Origin of the sequence: Paenibacillus sp. 2RAB27 (assembly GCF_052115445.1) — a bacterium.
GTDB lineage: Bacteria > Bacillota > Bacilli > Paenibacillales > NBRC-103111 > Paenibacillus_E.
Genome location: NZ_JBFRGR010000001.1, coordinates 173,782 through 199,010 on the forward strand (window position 1 = coordinate 173,782; position 25,229 = coordinate 199,010).

The 25,229-nt window shown below is 44.7% G+C and carries 18 protein-coding genes; 3 read left to right on the top strand and 15 right to left on the bottom strand.

The window, feature by feature from the left end; genetic code table 11:
• Window positions 1-37: 37 nt before the first annotated feature.
• Together AB4114_RS00785 and AB4114_RS00790 are read left to right on the top strand one after the other, a co-directional pair.
• A complete protein-coding gene (locus AB4114_RS00785) occupies window positions 38-904 on the top strand; it encodes a class I SAM-dependent methyltransferase (protein WP_056620772.1) in 867 nt (288 codons plus the stop codon).
• A gap of 3 nt (window positions 905-907) precedes the next feature.
• A complete protein-coding gene (locus tag AB4114_RS00790; RefSeq protein WP_441986690.1) occupies window positions 908-1,618 on the top strand; it encodes an RluA family pseudouridine synthase in 711 nt (236 codons plus the stop codon).
• A 21-nt stretch (window positions 1,619-1,639) separates the two neighbouring features.
• Here AB4114_RS00790 and AB4114_RS00795 read toward each other — a convergent pair whose 3' ends face one another.
• Complete coding sequence (locus AB4114_RS00795; RefSeq protein ID WP_441987045.1) at window positions 1,640-2,044, bottom strand: MarR family winged helix-turn-helix transcriptional regulator; 405 nt, start codon at window positions 2,042-2,044, stop codon at window positions 1,640-1,642.
• A gap of 331 nt (window positions 2,045-2,375) precedes the next feature.
• Between AB4114_RS00795 and AB4114_RS00800 the strand changes: the two genes are divergently transcribed.
• Window positions 2,376-2,543 carry a hypothetical protein gene (locus AB4114_RS00800; protein WP_441987057.1) on the top strand — a complete coding sequence of 56 codons (168 nt, stop codon included), beginning with the start codon at window positions 2,376-2,378 and terminating at the stop codon, window positions 2,541-2,543.
• Here AB4114_RS00800 and gyrA read toward each other — a convergent pair.
• The 14 genes from gyrA to leuD all read right to left on the bottom strand — a co-directional run bounded on the left by gyrA (window position 2,534) and on the right by leuD (window position 25,209).
• Window positions 2,534-4,975 carry a DNA gyrase subunit A gene (gene gyrA / locus AB4114_RS00805; RefSeq protein WP_441986691.1) on the bottom strand — a complete coding sequence of 814 codons (2,442 nt, stop codon included), beginning with the start codon at window positions 4,973-4,975 and terminating at the stop codon, window positions 2,534-2,536. The genes AB4114_RS00800 and gyrA overlap by 10 nt on opposite strands.
• A 23-nt stretch (window positions 4,976-4,998) precedes the next feature.
• Complete coding sequence (gene parE / locus AB4114_RS00810) at window positions 4,999-6,972, bottom strand: DNA topoisomerase IV subunit B (RefSeq protein ID WP_441986692.1); 1,974 nt, start codon at window positions 6,970-6,972, stop codon at window positions 4,999-5,001.
• A gap of 27 nt (window positions 6,973-6,999) precedes the next feature.
• A complete protein-coding gene (locus AB4114_RS00815) occupies window positions 7,000-7,992 on the bottom strand; it encodes an ABC transporter permease (protein WP_171628870.1) in 993 nt (330 codons plus the stop codon).
• Between the two features lie 15 nt (window positions 7,993-8,007).
• Window positions 8,008-8,970, bottom strand: coding sequence for an ABC transporter ATP-binding protein (locus AB4114_RS00820; protein ID WP_441986693.1), 963 nt, complete (start codon window positions 8,968-8,970; stop codon window positions 8,008-8,010).
• Window positions 8,971-8,982: 12 nt separating this feature from the next.
• Window positions 8,983-9,798 carry a GDSL-type esterase/lipase family protein gene (locus AB4114_RS00825; RefSeq protein WP_441986694.1) on the bottom strand — a complete coding sequence of 272 codons (816 nt, stop codon included), beginning with the start codon at window positions 9,796-9,798 and terminating at the stop codon, window positions 8,983-8,985.
• A 712-nt stretch (window positions 9,799-10,510) separates the two neighbouring features.
• Entirely contained in the window at window positions 10,511-12,358 is a 1,848-nt protein-coding gene (locus tag AB4114_RS00830) for an ABC transporter ATP-binding protein (protein WP_441986695.1), read from the bottom strand.
• Window positions 12,355-14,196 (bottom strand): ABC transporter ATP-binding protein, encoded by a 1,842-nt coding sequence (locus AB4114_RS00835; RefSeq protein ID WP_441986696.1) that lies wholly within the window; start codon window positions 14,194-14,196, stop codon window positions 12,355-12,357. The genes AB4114_RS00830 and AB4114_RS00835 overlap by 4 nt, the downstream gene beginning before the upstream one ends.
• Before the next feature lie 263 nt (window positions 14,197-14,459).
• Entirely contained in the window at window positions 14,460-18,173 is a 3,714-nt protein-coding gene (locus AB4114_RS00840; protein WP_441986697.1) for a dynamin family protein, read from the bottom strand.
• Window positions 18,174-18,260: 87 nt separating this feature from the next.
• A complete protein-coding gene (locus AB4114_RS00845) occupies window positions 18,261-18,536 on the bottom strand; it encodes a hypothetical protein (RefSeq protein ID WP_028554377.1) in 276 nt (91 codons plus the stop codon).
• 25 nt (window positions 18,537-18,561) lie between these two features.
• A complete protein-coding gene (gene nth, locus AB4114_RS00850; protein WP_171628747.1) occupies window positions 18,562-19,233 on the bottom strand; it encodes an endonuclease III in 672 nt (223 codons plus the stop codon).
• Between the two features lie 194 nt (window positions 19,234-19,427).
• Complete coding sequence (locus tag AB4114_RS00855) at window positions 19,428-22,157, bottom strand: S-layer homology domain-containing protein (RefSeq protein WP_441986698.1); 2,730 nt, start codon at window positions 22,155-22,157, stop codon at window positions 19,428-19,430.
• A gap of 30 nt (window positions 22,158-22,187) precedes the next feature.
• Window positions 22,188-22,772 (bottom strand): GerMN domain-containing protein, encoded by a 585-nt coding sequence (locus AB4114_RS00860; protein WP_441986699.1) that lies wholly within the window; start codon window positions 22,770-22,772, stop codon window positions 22,188-22,190.
• A gap of 68 nt (window positions 22,773-22,840) precedes the next feature.
• Entirely contained in the window at window positions 22,841-24,343 is a 1,503-nt protein-coding gene (locus tag AB4114_RS00865) for an N-acetylmuramoyl-L-alanine amidase (RefSeq protein ID WP_441986700.1), read from the bottom strand.
• Window positions 24,344-24,603: 260 nt separating this feature from the next.
• Window positions 24,604-25,209 (bottom strand): 3-isopropylmalate dehydratase small subunit, encoded by a 606-nt coding sequence (gene leuD / locus AB4114_RS00870; RefSeq protein WP_441986701.1) that lies wholly within the window; start codon window positions 25,207-25,209, stop codon window positions 24,604-24,606.
• Between the last annotated feature and the right edge of the window lie 20 nt (window positions 25,210-25,229).

Genomic DNA, 25,229 nt, shown 5'->3' on the forward strand with positions numbered 1-25,229 from the left:
GTTTAGTCTAGTAAACAGTTGAAGGATGGATTACAACATGTTTTATGCAAAAGATTGGGTCGATTATGAGCTGCTCGATACAGGCGGCGGCGAAAAGCTAGAGCGCTGGGGGACGATTGTTCTTCGCAGACCCGACCCACAGATTATTTGGCCACTACAGAAAGAAACGCCTGCTTGGCGTCAAGCTGATGCGCATTATCACCGCAGCTCCAGCGGCGGCGGCCAATGGCAACAGAATGCAGAGCTCCCCGAGCGTTGGACGATTACGTATGATCAGAAACTGACCTTTTATATTAAGCCAACTAGCTTTAAACATACGGGTCTTTTCCCTGAGCAAGCGGTCAATTGGAAATGGATGATGGACAAGATTAAGGGTGCTGGTCGTCCGATCAAAGTACTCAATCTCTTCGCTTACACAGGTGGAGCAACACTTGCATGCGCGCATGCTGGCGCAGAAGTATGCCATGTGGATGCATCTAAAGGGGTCGTACAATGGGCCAAGGAGAATTTGCACCTAAGCGGCATGGGTTCTAGACCTGTTCGATTCATTACGGATGATGTTTTCAAATTCGTACAGAGAGAACAGCGCCGCGGCAGCAAGTATGATGCGATCATTATGGATCCACCATCCTACGGACGTGGGCCTAACGGTGAAACCTGGAAATTGGAAGATGATCTCTTCCCTTTCATCCAGACTTGCCAATCTATTCTGACGGACAACCCCTTGTTCCTGTTAATCAATTCCTACACGACAGGCATCTCGGCAACTGTGCTTCAGAACATTTTGACAATGGCGATGAAAGACAAGCATGGCGGCACGATCTCCAGCGGTGAAATCGGCCTGCCGATCACCCACTCCGGCCTTATGCTCCCTTGCGGTATTCTGGGACGCTGGGAGGCGTAAGCGGTGGCATTGAAGGATGAATACGGCGCATCGCAGATACCGATTATTTTCGAAGACAACCACATTCTTGTGGTTGAGAAGCCCGTCAACATGCCTACGCAGGAAGACGAGTCTCGTGATCTTGACTTGCTGAACGCCTTGAAGGCGGATATCAAGGAGCGGTACAACAAGCCCGGCAATGTTTACCTCGGGCTTGTTCATCGCTTGGATCGTCCGGTTGGCGGCGTGATGGTCTTCGCCAAAACGTCAAAAGCCGCGTCCCGACTATCGGATGCGGTACGAACAAGGCATCTCGACAAGACGTACGTCGCTGTCGTGCACGGTAAGCCCTCCCAGCCGGCCGCTACGCTGCGCCACTGGCTGTGGAAGGATACGCGGACGAATACCGTCAGCGTGGTCAAGGCAGGCCAGCAGGACGCCAAGGAGGCGGTGCTGGACTATAAGCTGCTCGGCAGCCAAGACGGGCTCAGCTTGATCCAAATCAAGCTGCACACCGGGCGGCCGCATCAGATCCGCGTGCAGCTGGCTGCCATTGGCTGCACGCTGTACGGGGACCAGCGCTACGGCAGCGCTGTCAACAAACCAGGCCAACAGCTCGCGCTGTGGGCCACGGCACTTGCCTTTGAGCATCCTGTGCTCAAAGAGAAGATGCACTTCCGGTCGCTGCCACCTGTGCAGCGGCCTTGGAACGAATTCACGATTCCCGAGTTATGAGGGAATGAAGTTCTACACCATTTAATTCGCAACCTTGCCCAATAAATAAATAAGCAATTTCTGATTATGAGCGGAAACGCGATTCAGGTATGAATCCAACAGTTCTTCACGGATTCCACGGCCTCTCTCGCATTCCGCTTTTCCTTTATCCGTCACATGGATCCAAACAATTCTGCGATCCTTCTCATCTCGCACACGGTTAATTAACTCCGCTTTTTCCATCCGGTCTAATAAGGTTGTAACGGCAGCAGGTGTCGTGGATAAATACTCGATTAAATCCGAAGGCTTCATACGTTCATGGACTAGGAGCAATTCAAGCACATTCAGTTGTCCTTCCGTAATCGTAGGGGCTAAGCCTACCTCCATCTGATTTTTCAATTCCTTCGATAATTTTAGCCATAGCTTTCCGAATTCATCGGAATACATCCTCATCAACTCGCTTCCATTTTCACCTATTTACAGCAAGTATAGCATGCCTTTTCTCTACTTTAAAGATTAATGCCATTAATATTTTCTTACAAAAATTGCGAGATTCATAGACATGCTGTGGTTTGCTGATACCTGATGTCGAGCTTTCACACAGTTTGTCTAGTCTTGTGTGGAATGACAAGCGAATCGACTTCTTTTAACAAGTTGCCCAGTACTTACATATACTGATCGAAGGTGTCATGCACCCTTGTAATCAACAAGGAGTCCCTTTACTTTCGGAGAATCTTGACGTGCAAGGCTGTTAACTTACTTTCAAGGAGTGATTGGATTGGAAGCATGGAAAGTGGAGCTAGGCAAAAAAGCGCTGGAAGCCGGTATGCTAAAAGACCCACAGTGGCTTGATCGATTAGATGAACCGATGCCTTTGTGGGTCTTATTAGAAATAGCTTTTGCATTAATTGAAAGACTGGATCCTCCAACGATTAGTTACGATTGAGGAAAGCGCAAAATCTCAACAATCGATTCTGTTTTCGTCACAGGAATTAGTGATTTGCCTTGGGCTTTGCGATCTTCTAACGGAGCTGTTTCCGTTGAGAATCGCAGCTTCTCGCCATTACTCATCACAGCTGTAATCAAGTAATCCATTTTCACAATAAATGTCCGGATTAAAGCTGAACCGTTCGGTCTGACACGCTTACCTTCTTTGAATTCGAAGGTAATAATCCCCTTCCCGCCGCGACCTTGAATTGGATAATCTACAACGAGAGATCGCTTCGCATACCCGAGGTCCGAGATCACCAGTACTTCCCCTTCATCCCCATAGATCCACTCAGCTGACACGACTTCATCGTCTTCCTTGAGCTGGATGCCGCGTACACCTGCTGCTGCACGGCCCATCGGGTTTACTTCTTCCTCACGGAAACGAATGCTCATGCCCTGCTTCGTGACGAGAAGAATTTCCTTCGTATTGTCACTCATTTGAACATGAAGCACTTCATCTTGCTCGCCAAGTTTACACGCAACAATCGCATTGGAGCGGTTCGTCATATATTCCTTCAGCTCTGTCCGCTTCACTTGACCTTTTCGTGTAACGAACACGAGTGACTTCGTCGGATCCTCAAATCCCTTGACAGGAATGACATTCACGATACGATCTTCCTTCGCAATCGGGATGACATTTACGATGGCTGTTCCATTCTCTTTCCACTTATACTCTGGAATTTGATGGACAGGCAATAAGTAGTATTGCCCCTTCTTCGTGAAGATCAGCAAGCTCTCGATCGTATTGACATCCAGCAAGAAACGAAGGTAATCGCCATCCTTCAAGCCAGTATTCTCAAGCTCTCCACCCGAACGTGTGAAGGATAACTTACTTGTACGCTTCAAGTAACCCTCATTGGACAAGGTGACAAGCACATCTTCTGCCGTTACAAGAACTTCTAGATTCACTTTCAGTTCTTCGACTTCTCCTTGAATCTCGGAGCGGCGATCGATTCCATATTTCTTGCGAATCTCGCCCATCTCATCTTTAATAACGCCTAGTAATTTCTTCAAGCTGCCAAGAATCCCACGCAAGTACGCAATTGTTTTCTCAACATCCTTCAATTCCTTCTCCAGCGTTGTTATTTCCAAATTCGTTAAACGGTATAATTGCAGGACAAGGATCGCATCAGCTTGTCGTTCTGAAAAATGAAACTTCTCTACGAGATTATTTTGAGCGTCCTGCCGATTTTTCGAAGCTTTAATCGTAGCAATGACCTCATCCAAAATGTTCAGTGCTTTCACAAGCCCTTCGAGGACATGTGCTCGATCTTCCGCTTTCTCAAGCTCATATTGGGACCGGAACGTCACGACCTCTTTCTGATGCCCAATGTAAGCTTCCAGGATCTCGCGGATACCGAGTTGACGAGGCGCTTTATTCACGATAGCAACCATGTTGAAGTTATACGTCACTTGCAAATCAGTCTTCTTCAGCAAATAGGCCAAAATCCCTTGTGCATCCGCTTCCTTCTTGAGCTCAATCACGATACGAAGCCCATTCCGTCCGCTTTCATCGCGTACTTCCGCGATTCCCTCGATTTTTTTCTCCAGACGGATGTTCTCCATCGCCGTTACTAATCGAGATTTAACCACTTGATAGGGAATTTCTGTAATTACAATTTGCTGTCTGCCGCCGCGCATTTCTTCGATCGCGGTTTTGGAGCGGATATAGATACGACCTTTACCTGTCCGGTAAGCTTCACGAATGCCATCCTCGCCCATGATGATCCCTGAAGTCGGGAAATCAGGTCCTTTGACAATGGACATTAATTCGTCAACCGTAATTTCAGGTTTATCGATCATAGCTGTACAAGCATCAATAATTTCGCGCAAGTTATGTGGCRGAATTTCCGTTGCAAAGCCTGCAGAGATCCCACTTACCCCGTTAACGAGCAAATTTGGATAACGAGCAGGTAATACAACTGGCTCTTTGGTTGAATTATCGAAGTTATCTTTGAACATGACCGTACGCTTCTCAATGTCGCGCAATAATTCCATTGCGATTTCTGACAAACGTGCTTCTGTATAACGCATTGCTGCCGGTGGATCATCATCTAAGGAACCCCAGTTCCCGTGACCATCGACAAGTGTATGCCCCATTTTCCATGGCTGTGCCATACGAACCATACCATCATAAATCGAAGCATCACCATGTGGATGATAGTTACCCATAACATCCCCAACGGTTTTGGCTGATTTCCGGTAAGGCTTATCTGGCGTATTGCCGGAGTCATACATCGCATACAACACACGACGTTGAACTGGCTTCAAGCCATCTCTCACATCAGGTATCGCGCGATCTTGAATAATATATTTGGAATACCGACCGAAGCGATCCCCTACGATCTCCTCCAGAAAGGCTGGTAAAAACTCTTCTATAATACTCACTTTCTCGTCACCACTCTTTTTGATTACTCAACATATTCCGTAAAATCAACGTTTTCGATAATCCATCTCTTACGTGGATCTACTTTATCGCCCATCAACGTCGTCACACGACGTTCTGCTTTGGCCGCATCTTCAATCTGCACCTGAAGCAGCGTTCTGCTTTCCGGATTCATCGTCGTTTCCCACAGCTGATCCGGATTCATCTCGCCTAATCCTTTATAGCGCTGTAGCTCGGTATTTTTGCCGAGTTCTTTGACTACAACGTTCAATTGATCGTCCGTCCACGCGTATTTATGACCACCATTTTTTCCTTTTCTCGTCACTTTATACAGGGGAGGCTGAGCAATATACACTTTGCCAGCATCAATCAATGGTTTCATGTAACGATAGAAGAAGGTTAGCAGCAGTACTTGAATGTGTGCGCCATCTGTATCGGCATCTGTCATCAGAATAATTTTGCCGTAATTCGTCTCTTCCGCTTCGAACTCAGAACCTACTCCAGCTCCGATCGCAGCGATGATGGCTTTATATTCTTCATTTTTCAAAATATCAAGGAGCTTCGCTTTCTCGGGATTCATCGGCTTGCCTTTGAGCGGCAAAATCGCTTGATGCTTCGAATCACGCCCTTGCTTCGCCGATCCACCAGCGGAATCACCTTCCACGATGAATAGCTCATTCCGTTGCAAATCCTTCGATTGCGCAGGTGTAAGCTTCCCATTCAGGTTCGAGCTCTCGCTCTTCCCTTTCTTGCCGCTGCGAATCTCTTCGCGTGCTTTACGTGCGGCTTCTCTCGCTCTGGATGCTTGTACGGCCTTTTTCAGCATCATTTGCGCGATTTGCGGATTCTCTTCGAGGAAAACCGTCATTTTATCGGATACAACGGCGTCCACCGCACTTCGTGCAATAGCACTTCCTAGTTGGTCCTTGGTTTGACCTACGAATTCGACATCACCCATCTTGATATTGATGACGACCATCATACCTTCTCTGAGATCCGTTCCGTCAAGGTTTTTATCCTTTTCCTTGAGAATGCCCCCTTTACGGGCATATTCATTCATCACACGTGTGTAAGCTGTCTTAAAACCCGTCTCATGGGTTCCGCCGCCGCGAGTGGGAATCGAGTTAACAAAGGATGCAATCGTCTCCGTATAGCCATCATTGTATTGCAGAGCGACTTCAACTTCAATTTCGTCCTTCTCCGAGGCAAAATGAATGACTGGATGCAGCACGGTCTTCTCTTCGTTCAGGAACGCTACAAACTGGCTCGCACCGCCTTCATACTGAAACGAATCCACTTTATCTGTGCGTTCGTCTTTCAGATTGACTTGCAGTCCCGAGTTCAGGAATGCAATTTCCTGCAAACGCTCAGCTAGTGTATCGTAATTGATTGTCGTTCCACCTTGGAAGACGCGCTTATCTGGTTTGAAGGTTACTTTCGTCCCCGTGCGATTGGTGTTGCCGATAACCTCTAGGCCTGTTACAGGTTCACCAACATGTTCTATACCTTTATCATCAACCCAATATTCAAAACGCATCTTATGCACTTTGCCATCGCGATTAATTTCTACTTCCAACCACTCTGAAAGCGCGTTAGTTACTGAAGCACCAACACCATGCAAGCCTCCAGATTTCTTATAGCCCGAACCGCCGAATTTACCGCCTGCGTGGAGGATGGTAAATACAACTTGTGGCGTAGGAACCCCAGTCTTGTGCATGCCCGTTGGAATACCGCGGCCATTATCATGGACGGTAACCGATTGATCTTTATGTATCGTGACATTAATTTTGGAACAATGCTTTGCCAGATGCTCATCGACTGCATTATCTACGATTTCCCAGATCAGATGATGAAGACCTGAAGAACTGGTACTGCCAATGTACATCCCTGGTCTTTTACGAACAGCAACAAGCCCTTCCAGGACTTGAATATCGTCTGCTTCGTAATCTGTCGTGGGTGTCGGGGCTTTCCCTTTCGCAAATTCTAGCTGCTCAGCCATTGGAGCCCTCCTTTATCTATTTAATCTCTAATTTAATATATCTTTGCGCGAAAATACCGTAAACGAGACGATAAGCGCTACTACAGTCCATACGCTTAGAACACTAAGCGAGAACCCTAAATCCATACCTTGAATAGGTGGGATCCCTCCAGTTAAATACTTTGTCAGGTCCAAATTGACCATAAACAAATATTTAGCCGTTTCCCATGAGGAAACCATGTTCGATAAAATGGTTCCTGATATTAATACGGCAAGCATGACCCCCATACCTGCTGCGGTTGATCGAATTAGTACAGAAAGCATCAGCGACATGATCGCTACTACGATTGCAGTAAACCATACTAAGCCGAATTCCATCAAGAGAAAGAACCATTGATCCACGGCGCGAACACGACTGAAATCGACATCTGCCCCTGTCAACTGTATGCCTGTGAAGATCGGCATGTGCCATCCGTTGTAACCAAAAACAACGCCAGAAATCAAGTAACAAATCAATCCCGTCGACAAAACAGTCAGTGAGGTGAAGAAGATAACGGTAATTAATTTACTCAATAGGATTTTCCAACGCCTGACCGGTCTTGTCAACAATAATTTAATAGTCCCCGTAGAATGCTCGGATGATACGATATCTGCTGAAATGACCATGATAATCAACGGAATAAATAAACCCACGGCATTTTTCACAAATTCACGTGTAAATGTAACCGCATTCGGCGAACTTGGATTCACGTCTTGATCCAGATAGTAGTTTGCAATCTGAATTTGAACGCGAAGTTGCTGCTTCCACTCATCTGGCGTTCGTGCGGAGCTAAGACGTTTTTCCCAGTCAGTCACTTTCTGACGCTGATCTGCCTTCCAATCCGAAGTACCAAATTGCTTCTGTGTATGTTGAGCAACTCGCATTTGAGCATAAGTGAACATGGGAATTAAAGCAAGAAGAATAAGTAGAATGACATAAAATCGCTTTTTCTTAATCATTTTGATCATTTCATTTTTAACTAAAGCATAGAGTCCTGTCAATTCATTCACCTTCTCCTACTCGATTCGTTCCCCTTCGGTTAGACGCAAGAACAAATCTTCAAGTGTTGGATTTTTGATTTCTACAGCATATAAGCTAATTCCTTGTTCGATAAGGAGATGACTTAGCTTAGGAATGTCTTCTTGATTCATTTGTGTTGAAATCTGCCTAACCGTTGTCGGCAAGTTAGAAAGGTTTTCCGTGTCTACCGCAATGGCTGAACTCACAAACTCAGAAGATTGCAAGATGCCCTCCGCTTGTTCACCAGGTGAAACCGTCCATACCACCCTACCGCCTTGCGCAATGAGTTCATCAACAGCACCAACTTGAATCACTTCGCCATGACTAATAATCGCTACACGGTGACACATTTGCTGAAGTTCGCTGAGCAAGTGGCTAGAGACGAATAAACTAAGACCATCCGCAGCTAATCGTTGTATAAACTCCCTCATTTCTTTGATCCCCTGCGGGTCAAGTCCATTTGTGGGCTCGTCCAAAATCAATAGACTTGGTCGCCCTAATAGCGCTTGAGCAATCCCTAAGCGTTGGCGCATGCCAAGTGAATAGGTACGCACTTTATCATGAATCCGCTGATCCATCGAGACAATTTCCACGACTTCCTTAATCCGGTTATCATCGACATCAGGCAGCATGCGGGCAAAATGCTCGAGATTTTCCCATCCAGTCAGATAAGAATAAAGCTCTGGATTTTCAACAATACAGCCCACTTTTCTCATCGCTTCGTCATGCTCTTTATGTACATCAAACCCACAGATTTGAATGGTCCCTTCCGTTGGACGAATCAAATCCACGAGCATACGAATTGTCGTCGTTTTGCCTGATCCATTAGGCCCAAGAAAACCAAATATTTCGCCAGCATAGACATCAAAAGAAATGCCTTTAATAATCTCTTTGTTTTTGATGTTTTTTTTAAGATTATTGACAGATAAAACGATTTTAGGCGTTGCTGCTATAGCCATAGCATGTCCTCCCTATTTTAAAATCTGGACGATCCGATCCGCAATTCGCTCATAGCCATCCCCATTTGGATGAAAATGATCGGCAGATGATAAATATTTGATCAAATTTTGCTCAAATAGGTCGTAGGTAGGAACAATGAGCATCTGTGGATATTGATTCGTCAGTTTAAACACGCCGTTGTTCCAGCGTTGCACGGTTAAGGAACCCTGTCTCGATGGATCAAGATCAAGAAAAGGGTGATACAAACCGATATATAAGAGCGTTGCTTTCGGGTTCGCTTGATTGATGGACGAGATGATTTTTTCCATTTTGGCTAGTGCTGGGTCTACCCGTTTCTCTGCTGCTTCAGGATTAAATTCGGTCTGATTATCTCCTTTGAAGAGCCCATCCCCTCCAGCAAAAATATCATTTCCACCGATCGTAAGCAAAATGATATCTGCTTGAGCTAGTGCATCTTGTGTTTTTTTCAATGCTAAATCAGCAAGAAGCTGATCGCTTTTGTAGCCAGGAATTGCGAGGTTATTAAGCACAAAGACGGGTTTACCGCTTGCTTTTTCCAGCTTCTCACGGACACGTCCGACATAGCCTTTGCCCGTATTGTCGCCAGTTCCAGCTGTGAGTGAATCCCCCAGAGCGACAATTTGCAGCTTGCTGCTGCTTTCAATAATCGATGGTTTCGTAGGTGCTGGAGTAGCGAGTTGCAAATCTCCAGAAGCTTTAGGGAACCATATTTGATTCGCCGCGTACGCAAAGCCAACAGCGAAAACAATCGTAGAAATTGACGCGGTCAAACCAATGGCACCCCAGATGAAGCGAGATGATTTCAATGCTGTCCCCTCCTGCGAATAATTGGCATATTTCCAATTTAAGAGTATAGCTTCTCGTCAAAATTTGCAAACATTGTACAGATTCGTCTGTTTTTCGGGATGTGACATGAGCTTTAGACGCATGTGTGCGGGGTTCTAGATGAATGAGGAGGCTGCGGCGGACACGTTTTGGAGTAGTTTAAGTCGATTTTTTCGACTTGCAGCACTCGATACTCGCCAATTCTATCGTGTAAATCGATTATTTCGACTTACAGCATGCTTCATTCCACTTATCGGGTTGCTAGTTGACTGCAGTGACTGGTTAAATGGAGGTTGACGGTTGGTAGTCGGCAGCATAATCACATAGGGACTAAGTCGCGTGCGTTATGGCACGGAGAGAGTACAGCATCCTTCAAATGCTATATTCCATCTCAGCTACATCAAATAACTGGAAAAACTCCATCTATTTTCGCCTAGTTCATCTCATTTTGGAATTTAAATGGAAAAAATACAGCTATTTCACTAGCCTTTCCCCTATTTGACGTAAAATCCTGAAATTAACTGTACTTTATACATCTAATCGCATTTTTTCGATGATATACGCTAGATTAGATGTATATTTTCCAGCTATTGTGCCCAAGGGGCTCGATTATCCTTTCAAAGGCTAGCACTTAAATACATAAAAAAGCTGCCCAACCACATTCAAGTGGCTAAGCAGCTCCTCTTCTTATGTTTACACAGCATCCTGCAAAAATTTATACTGAGCTTGGATCAAACCGTAGTAGATCTTCTGTTCCTTCATGAGCTCATCATGATTACCAATTTCCATCATGCGTCCATGATCAAGCACGACGATTTTGTCGGCATTACGAATCGTTGATAGACGATGTGCCACGATAAAGGACGTACGACCTGCTAGAAGTGTCTTCAGTGCCTCTTGGATTTTGAGCTCCGTATCTGTGTCAATACTTGCAGTCGCTTCATCCAAAATGAGCACACGCGGATTAGCAAGCAGCGCTCTCGCGAATGAAATCAATTGGCGCTGCCCCATCGATAGTACGTTACCGCGCTCTTGCACCTCTGTATCGTACCCATTGGGCAACTTACTAATAAAATCATGCGCATGAACCGCTTTCGCTACCTGCTCGATCTCATCGTTTGTGGCGTCTAGACGGCCAAAGCGAATGTTATCGCGAATCGTGCCCGAGAAAATAAACGTATCTTGGAGCACGACACCAATTTGGGAGCGAAGACTATGAATCGTCACTTGACGGATGTCGTAACCATCGACTTCTACAACGCCCTCATTCGGGTCATAGAACCGGCAAAGCAAGTTCATGATCGTGCTTTTTCCTGAACCTGTATGTCCCACTAGTGCGATGGATTGTCCAGCGGTTACATCCAAATTGATCCTGTTCAGCGCAGGACGTCCTGGCTCATACTCAAACACGAGATCTTTGAACTTCACATTTCCTTGTACATGTGGTAAATCCTTGGCTCCCTCGATTTCGGAAACCGTTGGTTTCTCATCGATGAACTCAAAAATCCGTTCTGCGGAAGCCATTGCAATTAATAACTGGGAGTACATCTGCCCGAGTCGCGTAATTGGCTCCCAGAAGTACCCAATGTAGGTTGCAAAAGCAACAAGCAAACCAATGGAAATTTCCCCAGTTTGAACCAAATGGGCACCTAACCAGAACAAGATACAATACCCTATCGCGCCTGTAATTTCAATGAGTGGCCCAAAAGATTGATTCAACATGGATGCGCGGTTCCAGGATAACCGGTTGGTCATATTCATTTTCGTGAAAAATTGAATGTTCTCTTTCTCCTGTGTGTACGCCTGTGTGACACGAATACCTTGAATACACTCGTTTAAATGGGCATTTAATCGGGATTGCTTCATCGTAACGTCCTGCCAGGAACGGCGAATTTTGGTCCGAAGCTTCGTCGATATGAAAAACATAATCGGAACTGTAACGATGATCGAAGCACCTAGTTTAAAATTAAAAGATAACAAAATGATGATGATTCCTACCAGTTGTACAATATCGATCAATAAGTTGACGACACCATTCGTAAACAAATCTTGTAACGAATTGACATAGTTCGTTACACGAACAAGTACGGATCCAGCTGGTCTTGTATCGAAGAACCGGAATGAAAGCTTTTGAATATGGCTAAAAAGGTCATGCCGGAGGTCGTAGATTACGCGTTGCCCTATCATGTTCGTATATTTGATGCGGAAGGTGTTAGCAATCCATTGAATGAGATAAACACTAAGCATAATACCAACGATCAGGATGAGTAGGTTCTTATCTTTGGGTATAATGGCATTGTCAATCGCTTTACTGATGAGAAGTGGAACAGTCAATTTGGTAATCGCGCCCAATAGCATCATGATGATGATGATCGGGAGCATTTGTTTACGATAAGGCTTCATATAACCAAACAAGCGCTTTAATTGGCCCCAGTCAAAAGGCTTTTCGATCAGTTCATCATCTTGATATACGAAGCGATGCCCTGTTTGAGAATCTGGATTGGTTGAAGCTGCATCAGCTTGCTTCGATGTAGTACTCAATTTGCCAACCTTCTTTCTGGCTTAGCGATTGGATTTATTTTGGCATCAACCGATTCCTGAGAAGTACCTTCTTCACGGGCAACAGCAGCTTGGTTCTGTGCCGTTTGATTTTGCGGTCCATCCGCGTACTGAATGTCATACGTTTGACGGTATAGGCCTTCTTGCTGTAAAAGTTCTTGATGCGTAYCTCGTTGAATGACACGCCCTTTATCAAGCACGATGATTTCATCCGCGTGCTTCAACGAAGAGATTCGGTGAGCGATGATAAACGTCGTACGACCTGCCATAACTTCACCGAAGCCTGCTTGAATCTCATGCTCAGTTTCCATATCAACCGCACTCGTAGCATCATCTAGAACGAGAATTTTTGGATCTTTGATCAAGGCTCTTGCGATAGCAATCCGTTGCTTCTGACCACCGGAAAGTCCGAGACCTCGCTCACCAACTAGCGTGTTATATCCTTCTGGCAGCTCTGAAATAAAATCATGCGCTTTCGCAAGCTTAGCTGCGCGGATAATCTCATCCATCGTTACATCCTTGCGCCCATAAGCGATATTGTTAAGAATTGTAGATGAAAATAAGAATGTTTCTTGGAAAACCGTTGAAATTTGGCTGCGGTAGCTTTCAAGCTGCAAGGAACGAATATCTTTCCCATCCAGCATGACCTTACCTTCTTTCACGTTATAAGCTCTCATGAGCAGTGAAATCACGGTCGTCTTTCCAGACCCTGTGCTTCCTAACAACCCAATAACCGAGCCTGGAGGCGCATCCAAAGTAAAATCATAAAGTGCCGGCTGTTTCTCAGGATACGCGAAAGTGACATGATCGAATCTCACATGCCCATCAACCTTAGTCAGAGCTGCAGCGTTTTCGCTATCTTTGACATGCATGTATTGATGTAGTACTTCTAGAATTTTTTCACCAGAAGCTTTCGTTTGCGTAAAGTTATTAATGTGAAAACCAAGTCCCCACATTGGACCGATTATGTACCAAATGAGACTAAAGCAGGCTACCAATTCACCTAGTGAAATCGTCCCGTCAATAACCATGTAGCCGCCAGCGCCGAGTAAAATTACAACACTCAAGTTCGCTAGAATTTCCATGATCGGAAAATACTTCGCCCAAATTCCTGACGATCCAATATTCATGGACTTGTAATCTTCATTGCGTGCTGCGAACTTGGCAACCTCATGAGGTTCGCGAGCAAAAGATTTAACCGTTCGTACACCTGTAATATTTTCCTGTACAGCCGTCGTCATCGTGCTTAGTGACTGACGTACCATCCGGAAAGCCGGGTGAATTTTGCCTTCAAAGCGTACTGCCGTAAATGCCAGAAATGGCATTGTAATCATCGTAAGTAAAGCTAACTTCCAACTGATAGAGAACATCATGCCCATGCCGAAAACGAGCATTAACAACACATTCAGCATTTGTGCGAAGCCAAAACCAATAAATTGGCGAATCGCCTCCAGATCAGCTGTCAACCTGGACATGAGATCTCCTGTTCTAGCTTGATCATAATACTGGAAAGATAAATATTGCAGCTTTTGGTAAAGCGCATTCCGTAAGTGGAATGCAACACGGTTTCCTAAGCGTCCCCCGCATAAACCATGTAAGAACTGAAACATCCCTTTCGTAGAAACGACTAGAACAACGATTAGTGCCAGTCGAGGCACCAGGTCAAATTGCTTCTTGGTGATAACTTCGTCAATCAGATACCGAAGCAAATTGGGGTACACCAAGCCGAGCGCGGTAGCGATTGCAAGACATGCAATAGCTCCAAAAAACAGTTTTTTCTCTGGCCAAAAATATGGCTTCAGTTGCCTGAATACATCCACTTTGGGCCCTCCTTAAAAGGATAGATTTGAAACGCTTATAATGTGTGAACACTTTATGAATCTTAACACCATCACTATATGTGAGCAATTCGAGGATACTCGGATTTAAACGCTTAATTAGGCATAAATTCACAAAATCATGTAGTAATCCCCCCTATTCTTTTAAATCATCGGGATAACCGCCATTGAAAGCCCTTACATGAGCAATCCAAAAAAAGGGGCAACTAAGTTCCTCAGAACCTAGTCCCCCTTTTGTTAAATGGCTAAACAAATGCTTTCAACTGATGCTGTTTGGATATGAGTTCATCCAAATCAATCTTCATTTGGAGTGCATCACGAAGCCCTTCTGCATGCTCTTTGACCTGCTGTTCCATAATGAATTTCTGCTGGGCTAACCAATTTTCTAATTGGATGCCATACGCTTGTTCAAGTTCTGATGTTTGATTTTCAATAAAAGCAACAACCGGCGCATTGATCCGATTTTCCAATTCAGCCTTTAACTTACTTTTCCCATCACCTTCAAAAAATTGCTTGGCATTTTTGAAATAACTCTGAAGCAACTTCAAGTTCACTTCCGAAGCTTCAAGCTTCGTTGTCACTTCAGGCGTCGCAAACGCATTGGACTCGTAGGCAGCCTTCTCAAAACCTTCTAACAGCAAGCTAAGCTCCTCGCCCCAGCGATTCATCCGTTTGGTGCTGATGAGATTCATGCGATTCTCTACACGTAGTGTAGTCGCAAGCACTTCTTGCGATAAATCATGGCCGATCATTCGCAACAGTTCATTCCATGCAAATTGGAGTGCAGCTTTCGGATCTTTGGCCTCATCACGGAACGTAGATGGATTGAAAGCGAAATTATAGAGCTCGCCAAACCGATACATCGTTCGTTGTTTGACGTAATACATCAATTCTTGAATTTCTTTTTTCAATTCCTTAAGCTCAGCATCATACCGTGTGTCATCTAGCAGTTCTAAGCCCTGCTGTTCCGACTCGTCCAGCATAATGAGCTGTAGTCTACGTTCTTCCTCACCGGATTGTGCTCGCTCCAGCCACTTCTGCATCGTGCCAATGGCTCGGTGCAGCTCCAGATTAGCCGAATGAATAGCTACATCACTGAGCTCATTCAAAGTAAATTGAACAAATTGCTGTTCGAATGGTTGAATGCCCGATTGTGCAACTAAGTTCTCGTTGCCATTGATTTTTCCTTCAGCTGCCAAATAACTGGAAATCGGATAAATACGAGGATGACGAATACCATGCTGAACCAAATTCGTTTCCACATGCTTTACAACACCTGCCAGCTCCTCTGAGCTTGCCGCCAAATCCGCTGCATTCACGATGAAAAACATTTTATCCATTTCAAAGCTATCCTTCACACGGCCAAGCTGGAGCAGGAACTCACGATCCGCTTGGGAAAAAGCATGGTTATAATAAGTGACGAAAAGAATGGCATCTGCATTTTTAATATAGTTAAAAGCGACACCCGTATGTCGAGCGTTAATGGAATCTGCCCCTGGGGTATCCACGAAAATGATACCTTGATCTGTCAGTGGGTTGGAATAATATAATTCAATAAATTCTACAAAGCAGGATTTATGTTCTTCCGCCACATAACCTGAGAATTCATCTTTCGTGATCCGAAGTTCAGTCCCCAAATGATCGGAGGCTGCTTCCCAACCTTTCTCAACGGCTTTCAGGAACGAGAAATGCGGTTTTCCTTTGGCTGTTACGTCAGCAGGTGAAAGCTGACTAATCCGCTTCAACGCGCTAGTCATATCCGTCGCCTCTACGCCAAGAATTTGAAGCGAGTACAGGACATCTTCCAAGATGACGTCTGCCTTCTTCATCTTGACCTTAGCCGTGCCATGCGGCCAGCCTTCCGTTGGCGGCATGATCTTGTTGATCGCCGCCGTCGTCGGATTCGGCGACACTGGCAACACCCGTTCACCAATCAACGCATTGGCGAACGAAGATTTACCAGCGCTGAACGCGCCGAACAGCGCAATCGTGAACGTCCGCTGGCGCAGACGTTCCGCTTTCTCGCGCATGGAACGCGCGAGCGACCGCATCGACGGCAGCCCGTCGATGAGGCTCGAGGCCGCCTGCAAGTCGGCGGCCTTGCGCTCCATGCGCCTGCCGTGTTCACCCGTGGTGAACACGGATGACGGCACTGCGGACGGCTCCGCTGCCGCCGCAGGGGCAGCCGCGTCCGTGCCTGCGGCCGCCGACGCTGTCGCGGCCGCCTGCAGGATCGTGCCCATGGAGGTCACGTGCAGGTTAGCCCCGCTCAGCGGGGCTGCTACCGGCTCCTCCATGGCCGTGTACTGCTGCGCATCCGGCAGCGCCGGCGCAGAAGGTCTTTCCCAGCTGGCTATGCGCAGCAGCTGGGTTTCTGCCGCCGCCTCGGCTTCCTCGAGGCGTGCGAGCTCGCGGCAGGCGCTCAGCCGGCCGCTCAGGGCTTGCAGCTCAGCCGCTAGCGCAGCGGCGGCTGGGCGTGAGTTATCGCGGACCGAGGCCGCGATGATGTCTATCACCGCAAATGCCAGTTTGCGGTACTGCAGCTTCAGTTCCCCAGCTAGCTGCTTCATGTAGTTCAGCGTATACTCGCCGCCAAACGTCGCTCCTGTATTCACTTGTGAACCGATCAACTCGCCAGTAACTTCAACCTTCAGCGCTTCAATCTGTGCAATTAGCGCAGCGTCATGTTGGCCTTGCTCGCTTGCTGCCTTTTTCAGCGCATCTCGTAAATGCCAATCCAGCTGTGCTTCTACTTGCTCTGCCAAATCGGCCTGAAACGCGGTTAGCCGTTTCTCTTGCTCTGCAGCGGTCTTTGCTGCGCCCCCGAAAAATCCAACCTTAAATCCGGGCTTACGGCTATCCAGATAGGCATTCGCATAATCCCTAGTTAGCGAAGGCGTAATATTCGCATTCTCAATAATGGCGCCAACATCTTTACGAAGGTCTGTAATTAACAATTCAGGCAAGTTATTCAAGTTGTTTAGCTCATTCTGCTTTGTAACAGCCAATAATTGAACGTCCTCAACATCGCCTTCCTCGTTGATCGATTCCAGCAACTCCGCCTTTTTCGGTTCATGTTGCTCCGCCATCCATTTGCTGTGTTCGGCAGCCAAATAGCGTGCTGAAGCATCAATGCTATAGCTACGCAAGATATCGCCACGCTCGATAAGACGGCTCAGCAGCCACTGCAGCTTAGCATACTCATTATGTGGATGAGCTGGCTCCTTCATCGTCACAAACAACAAATCATCAGGCTCGATGCCCCAATTTAAGAAGGCTTGCTTCGTTCCACTTTTGTACTGCTCGAAAGGAAGCTCCCACTCCTTATGTTTATCAATCATATTAACAACGAGATAGAGCGGTTTCCCCCACTCTTTCATTTTCTTCGTGAACGCTAAATTCACTTCTGACTGCACATGGTTATAGTCCATGACATAGAACACCACATCAGCTAAATGCAAAGCAGACTCGGTAGATTGATGATGCGCATCATCTGTAGAATCAATGCCCGGAGTGTCCAGCAAGGCTGTATCTTCACCGAGAAAAGGAATAGGGTAAGTAATCTCAACCGTTTCGATATCCGTTCCGTTCACACAATAGGCCTCTAGCTCGCTTAGTGGAATGGTTGTCGTCTTCCCTTGTGGATTAACCTTCCCATCATGGCTGCGATGAGTGACATGCGCTCCAGGTTGCCCATTACGAATACTAACAATATTAGCACTCGTTGGAATTGGACTTGATGGTAACAACGCTTGGCCACACAGCTGATTAATAAGTGTTGATTTTCCAGCAGAAAAATGCCCGCAGAACGCAATATTCATCCGTCCACTATCGAGCTTATCCAGCAATTGCCCCATTTTCGTGGCATTATCACCATCACCTGCATGCCCAAGCACTTGCTGCATCTTCTTAAGTGCATCCGGCATGACCGTGATGCTTCCAGCTACTAATTGCGTCATTCGTTCATTCCGCTCCTCTATGAATTGTTCTTTAGGACTTCCTCTCAGCTATACAGAAAAAAAATCTCCCAAAGGGAGATTCTGGACTTACGTGAGGGCGATTTTTTCTTTTTCCGGTAGGAAAATTTCAAAAACGTCACGATGTTGAAGAATCGTAATATCCGAATCCTTCACTTTCATCACAACAACCTCGGATTTTGTTTTCATTTTGTCTATGTAATTCTGAGGAACCTCACCTGATTCACTGACAGTTACACCTTCAATGACTTTTTCCTCATTATCGGCTAACGGTGTGTTGATAACTTGCTCATAAATATCGGAGAACAATTCGAAACTATTCGTATATACGGCGATGCATTTCATTTCAATCCCATCCTTTGTCAGCATTTCATTTGTTTGTAATAGTTTTCCTAGTTGGCTGTGGTTTCATACGCTTCTTCCCCTCACGGCATTTGTCCAAAAGAGGACAGAAGGTGCAGTTGGGGTTCTGTGCCTTACAGTGATATCGACCAAAGAAAATGAGTCGATGATGTGTTTGCGTCCATTCGTCTCGAGGAACTTTCTTCATTAACTTCTTTTCAACTTCCAGCACGGAATCATCCAAGCCTACAAGTCCTAATCGCTTAGAGACTCGTTCCACATGTGTGTCAACCGCAATGGCCGGCACGCCGAAAGCGTTCGATACAACGACATTTGCTGTCTTACGTCCTACACCTGGCAATTCAACCAACTGCTCATGCTTCTCAGGAATTTCACCACCGAACTTGTCCAGTAGCAATTGACACAGCTTATGAATATGACTAGCCTTGTTACGAAATAGTCCAATCCTCCGAATATCTTGCTCCAATTCCTCTAAAGGAACAGCCAAGTAATCTTCAGGGCGTTTGTACTTCGCAAACAAGTCTTTAGTAACCTTATTCACGGTTTCATCTGTACACTGAGCCGATAGTAATACAGCAATCGTTAATTCAAATGGATTACTGTGGTTCAACTCACAATGCGCATCCGGATATAGCTCACCGATTGTATCCAGAATATGTCTTACTGTCTTCTGTGTCATAGCTGATCTTCCTTAGGGTCGTAATATTCTCCAGTTTAGCGAATTGTTAGGTCATAATCAATCCTTGAAAGCGTCAAAATGCGAACATTTTCTAAAAAATAAACATTTTTTTTTGAAAATTAGTAAAAAACCGTCTGTAAGAGAAGATTAGCTTCTTCAAACAGACGGTTGTCACTTAACTTTTGTTCAAATTTCTACTTTTCAATCTCAACAATTTTATTGTCAAGGATATACAAATTCAATTGATCACCAGCTGTATAGGAGGTCAGCKGTACAACTGTGGAACCCGTATGGAAGTAGCCTCTCGGGAACAAATTGAACGCAGTCCGATCACCTGCACTAGTAGCTTTCATATACACTTGGTTCAATGTAGAGCTATATTGATCAAACTCACGTTTAGAAGCAACAGCTACTTGGATAAGCAATTTATCATTGATATCCTTCATCAATTGAACGCGATCCCCCACTTTAATCGAAGAGAAGCTCAAGTCCACACCACCATTCAACTTCACACTGTAATTGCTGCCTGCATTAATGACTTGACTTTTACCCGTAAAATCTTGAACAGTCAAGCTCGTCCCTGCAGCATTCACAGCGGTTACTTTACCACGAATCGGCGTAATCAACTCTGCCTTCGTGATCGCGAGTCCTTTGAATGTTAATTTCACATAGTCGTCAATCGCCAAGTCAGCGAACACTGCACTTGTACCATCAGCTTTCACAAGGGAAACACCATCTAATGCGATTGTATAGTTCGTATTCGTGCCATCCATAACCGTAGCTTGTTTCAAGTTCGCATTGGTTAGAAGAGTTTTATATATGGTCGTGTTCGTTGTGACGATTTTAGTTACTGTCGTTTGATCATAACTAAGCAGAAGACTTACCTTATCTCCCACTTTCAAATCGGAAATCGTACTGTTTGGCTTATTTGCAACTTCAACGATAGGTGTATAGTTCAGTTTAAATGTTAAGCTTTGTCCACTATCTGTTTTCAACGTGACATCATTCGTCTGTAAATTCAATTGTGTCAATGCGCCATCTAACTGAGTGGACATTTGAATACTCAACACTTTTTTATTAGAAACCAGTACATCTACATATTTACCAGGGGTAAAAATACCATTAAAAGAGCTAAACGGCAATTTACTGCCATTAAACGTGATGGAGATACCATCATTTAAAATATAAGCATTTGGATTTCCAGCATTATCAGTAACTGTTAGAATTTTTGATGAGTCCTTATAATCAATGATTTTAGCAAAATATAAATTCTCAATGGATCGATTTATTACTGTAATCGTTGTAACCTTATTATTCAACACGTCTAGCTTTAATTGATCACCTGCAGCCAGATCATAAATACTGGCGTTCGTTAAACCATTAATAACAACGTTAGTATTATTACTCAACTCATAGGCATCGACTGTCTTACCAGAAGTTTTATTGATCAAAATCGTAGAATGATCGTCCGTGAATTGTTTGAACGTTCCTTCTACACTCGTTCCAACATCCGCTTGTTTTTTAACAATTATCTTAACAATTTCACTATTCTTAACCGTGTATTCAACCGTATCACCAACATGGATAGCATCAACACTAATTAATGTATTATCTGCGAGTGTCGCAACTAAATTACTTGAGAAACCAAACGTCTCAGGCTCACCAGTTGCTGAATCCAGCAATGTCAATTGCATAGCGTCCTTATTTAACGTCTGAATATCTCCAACCGCTGTTTTGTTCACTGGAACTTGTTTCACAACGATAGATGTATATTTGTCGCTGTCTACAAGTTGACTTTTACGAATTTGAATCGTGCTGCCCGAAACGATCTCACCTAAGCTAAGACCTCTCCCATCGATATCGGTTACAGCAACATCCGACGCCAAATCGTAGCTTTCGTAATCATCTAGAGTAGCTTTCATCGTTGTTAGATTTAGCTTTAACAACTGACCTTCGTGAATGTCCATGCGCAGTACATCACTTATAATTTCAACATAATAAGCTGTTCCGTTTACTTGAACAATCGATATTTCATACGTTTCTTGCAATTCTTTCGATGAAATAGCAAGATCATTATGGTTTCCGAAAAATACCGTATTCGGCGAAATCTTATAAGTGCTTGTATTTCCATCTTTATCCATAAGACCAATACTGCCGCTCGTTAGGCTAGTCAAATAGCCCTTCTTGGCACGCTCTGGCAAAGTAATCGAATCCTTTTGAGAACGACTTAGGAAAGCCGCCATTTGCGCACGAGTTACAGCGCCTTTCGGTTGAAAAGAACCATCCTCAAAACCATCTACAATCTTCAGTGCAACGGCTGCATTAATAAAACCTAATGCACTGCTGCTGATCTGTGTATTATCTGTGAATGATGTTGCCTTGCTCGATAAGCTTTGTGCAAGAGATGCTTTGCCAATGGCGCGAATGACGACTTCAGCGACCCATTCTCTCGTCGCTTTTTGTTGTCCCCAATTGCCGACAATCTTCGAACCTTGGCTTCTCAATTTTTCCTGCTCTGTTGAAATTAAGCCCTTTTGCAGCGCGAGTGCCACATAGTTCCGTGCGTATTTATCCACTAACATGAAATCAGGAAATACGGTTTCAGTAGCCAATGTATCAACATCCGATTGCAGACCCATCATGCGCGTAGCCATAATGAGCACATCTTGTTGCGTTACTGACGTTTCTGGTGAATAGATGCCATCTCCTACTCCCTCAATCACGCCTTCCAAAGCAAGCTTGGAAATATGACGAATCCCCCAGTAGTTACTGCTTACATCGTTGAAAGATAAACGAACATTCGCGTTGGAGGTTGTTGTTGAAGTTGTTGATGTATTCACGGGTGCTGCAAGGACTGGCGTGCCTGCTAGACTTGTGATGATCATTGAGCTTACGATAGCACTCGCCAATTTCTTATTTTTCATAATCAAAGTTAACTCCTCTTCAGTTCCTATTTAGTTAGGTCGTTTAATTGGATAAGGAAGCTCCAAATGTCCCATTAAACTATCTACTTGCTTACCATCTTTCGTTACGTACAATGTCTTTACTTCTGGGAATTGAAAAATCGTTTTCTTCAGTGCTTGTACGAATAACTCTTCCCCTGGAGCACCTAATTGCGTTTTGGGACCGAATGTCATATCCAGCTTCATTTCGCCTTTGACGCTATCAAATTTCACACTTGTGAATTTCAAATCATCGAATAAGGGAATGGCCTTCGGATCATCACTTTTCTGAAGAGCTTTAAGAGCAGCCTCATAGGCATCAGAGTCCTTCTCTACACTCACTGTGACCACTTTTTCAACGAGCTTCATTTCATCTTGATCACTATAATAAGCTTTTACCTGCAACTGCTTATGAGGCGCTACTGTAGGTTTTGGTGTGATCGTTGGTGTGGAAGGTGTTGCAATAGGTGTAGAAGTTGCTTGCGGTACAGTCGTAGCGGCCCCAGTTAATTGAGTTTTCTGGCCACAAGCCGTAACAGACAATGTGATGGCACTTACAAGGAGCGCTCCTCGAACTAGGCGACTTGTTTTGTTCATCTTATTCACTCCTTAGCGTTATGCCTAGACAGGCTAGCCTATTTTGATCCGCTTGATGGTCAACATGCTTACTTAAGGTTCAAATATTCCTTAATCGCGGCAACAAGTGAAGCAGCTAATTTGTCCTGGAATGCCTCTTTGTACATCGCAGATTCATCATTCTTATTGGACAAATAACCGACTTCAAGCAAGACTGCAGGCATACTAGTTTTGGTGATAACGCGGAAATCTGCTTGACGAACCTTTCGATCAGCAAACCCAGTAGCTGGAACAGCGTACTTATGAATTACGTTGGCGAAATCTAAGCTTTCTGGCCTGTTATAGTATGTTTCCGTTCCTGACACAGTTGCTTTGGCACTGTTTCCGTGGATCGATAAAAATAAGTCTGCTGAAATATCATTGGCAAAAGAAACACGATCATCTAATGGAATAAAAGTATCATCAGAACGGGTCATCAGAACATGCATCCGCTTATCTTTCGCTAATAGTGCCTCTACCTTCTTCGCTGTAGCAAGTGTAAATTCCTTCTCATGCTTACCCGTAATAGAAAGTGCGCCAGGATCATTGTCACCGTGACCAGCATCGATGATAACCGTTAATTTCCTCTCACCAATCGAAGCCTTCCATTGATTAGGAAGTTTAGACGTAATCGTCTGGTACTCCGCTGGCGCGTTCAAATCCAGAATAATTCGAACTGTTGCCGGATTATCATTGAAATTTGAGAATCGCACTTTGGACACTAACGGCTGCTTGGATGGCAATTCTCCAGAATTTTTAACAAGTAGCTTCTGCAGCGACTCATCCAATGTGGTGTTAGGGAAATCAAACACAAGACGCGAAGGGTTCGATAAAGTTAAGACCTTCGGACTTAGGCTTCCATCCTTAGCAATGACTGAAAATTCCGTTTCGGATAGTGAAATAGCAGTAATCACGTGAACAGACGGGTCAGGTGTGATTGTACCTGTACCTGTACCTGTACCTGTACCAGATCCAGTTCCTGTACCAGWTCCAGTACCGTTTCCTGTGTTTGTCCCGGTAGAAGGCTTCGTTCCTGGAGGTTTGGTCTCTGGATTTGCTGTACCTCCATCTGGAACTACTTCTACAGGACCCGTAACCGGTTTAGAATCCGTTTCAATATCTTTGAACATATGCACGGAAGAAGTAGCGCCATCCCACTTAAATTCAATACCCAATACTTCACCGATGAAACGCAGCGGAAGCATTGTTGAGCCATTTTCTATCTTAGGTCCTACTTCTAACGTTTCTTTTTTTCCATTAATGATAGCTGTTACATTGTTTATCACGAGTTGGATATTGATTTTGTCCTTCACGATAGTAACTTTACTAGTAGCTTCGTCCCAGCTCACTTTTGCACCGATTTGTTCGACGATGATTCGAACGGGAACAATCGTATTATCATTCACAATTCGCGGCTGAACACCTTGGACTTCTAGTTGCTTCTCATTCATATAAAGCTTAATCGGCTTTGGCGCTTCAGCTCCAAAAGCGGTAGTTGGCAGCAGCAACAAACATGCGAGCAAAAACAAACAAAATGCAGGAAATTTCATCATTCACCTCTATGTAATGTCGGAATTGGGGGATTCGGGGGGATGTAGGAACGCAACCATTCAGCTAATTCTACGAAACTATCAGCTTCCATTATATTATAGCAAAATTAACCTATACCTGACAGCACAACCTCCTTTACTTCGACATTCTAGTAATCTATTAGACGAAGCAAATTGCCAAAAGTTGCAAGATTTATATATAAAACTTGAAAACAAAAACAAAGAAGACGTATCCCACTTGGGATACGTCTTCTTGTTTTTGCTTATTTGTAAGCTAAACGTTTTTGGTGTGCTTGCTCATACGCTGTGATTTTCGCTTCATGTTGAAGTGTCAATCCGATGTCATCCAAGCCTTGAAGCAAGAATTGACGACGGTGCTCATCCAAATCAAATTGGATTTCAAGACCGTACTCATCAGTCAGCTTTTTGTTTTCTAGATCAACATTTAATTTGTATCCTTCGTGCTTCGCAGTACGCTGGAACAAATCTTCAACTTGCTCTTCCGACAATTTGATTGGCAGAATGCTGTTTTTGAAACAGTTGTTGTAAAAAATGTCCGCATAGGAAGGCGCGATGATAACGCGGAATCCGAAATCTTGAATCGCCCAAGGTGCGTGTTCACGGGATGAACCGCAACCGAAGTTCGCTCTGGAAATCAGAACGGAAGCTCCTTGGTAACGATCTTGATTTAATGGGAAATTCTCGATTACGTTACCTGCTTCATCCCATCTCCACTCGAAGAAAAGGAATTGTCCGAAGCCTGAACGCTCAATGCGTTYAAGAAATTGTTTAGGGATAATTGCATCTGTATCTACGTTTACACGATCAACAGGGCCTACAAGACCTGTATGTTGTTTGAAAGCTTCCATGTTCTCATTCTCCTTAAAGT

Coding starts and splice junctions, on each gene's coding strand:
- AB4114_RS00785 (WP_056620772.1), top strand. CDS start 38: ATGTTTTATGCAAAAGATTGGGTCGATTATGAGCTGCTCGATACAGGC.
- AB4114_RS00795 (WP_441987045.1), bottom strand. CDS start 2,044: ATGTATTCCGATGAATTCGGAAAGCTATGGCTAAAATTATCGAAGGAA.
- parE (WP_441986692.1), bottom strand. CDS start 6,972: ATGGCTGAGCAGCTAGAATTTGCGAAAGGGAAAGCCCCGACACCCACG.
- AB4114_RS00820 (WP_441986693.1), bottom strand. CDS start 8,970: ATGGCTATAGCAGCAACGCCTAAAATCGTTTTATCTGTCAATAATCTT.
- AB4114_RS00840 (WP_441986697.1), bottom strand. CDS start 18,173: ATGACGCAATTAGTAGCTGGAAGCATCACGGTCATGCCGGATGCACTT.
- AB4114_RS00845 (WP_028554377.1), bottom strand. CDS start 18,536: ATGAAATGCATCGCCGTATATACGAATAGTTTCGAATTGTTCTCCGAT.
- nth (WP_171628747.1), bottom strand. CDS start 19,233: ATGACACAGAAGACAGTAAGACATATTCTGGATACAATCGGTGAGCTA.
- AB4114_RS00860 (WP_441986699.1), bottom strand. CDS start 22,772: ATGAACAAAACAAGTCGCCTAGTTCGAGGAGCGCTCCTTGTAAGTGCC.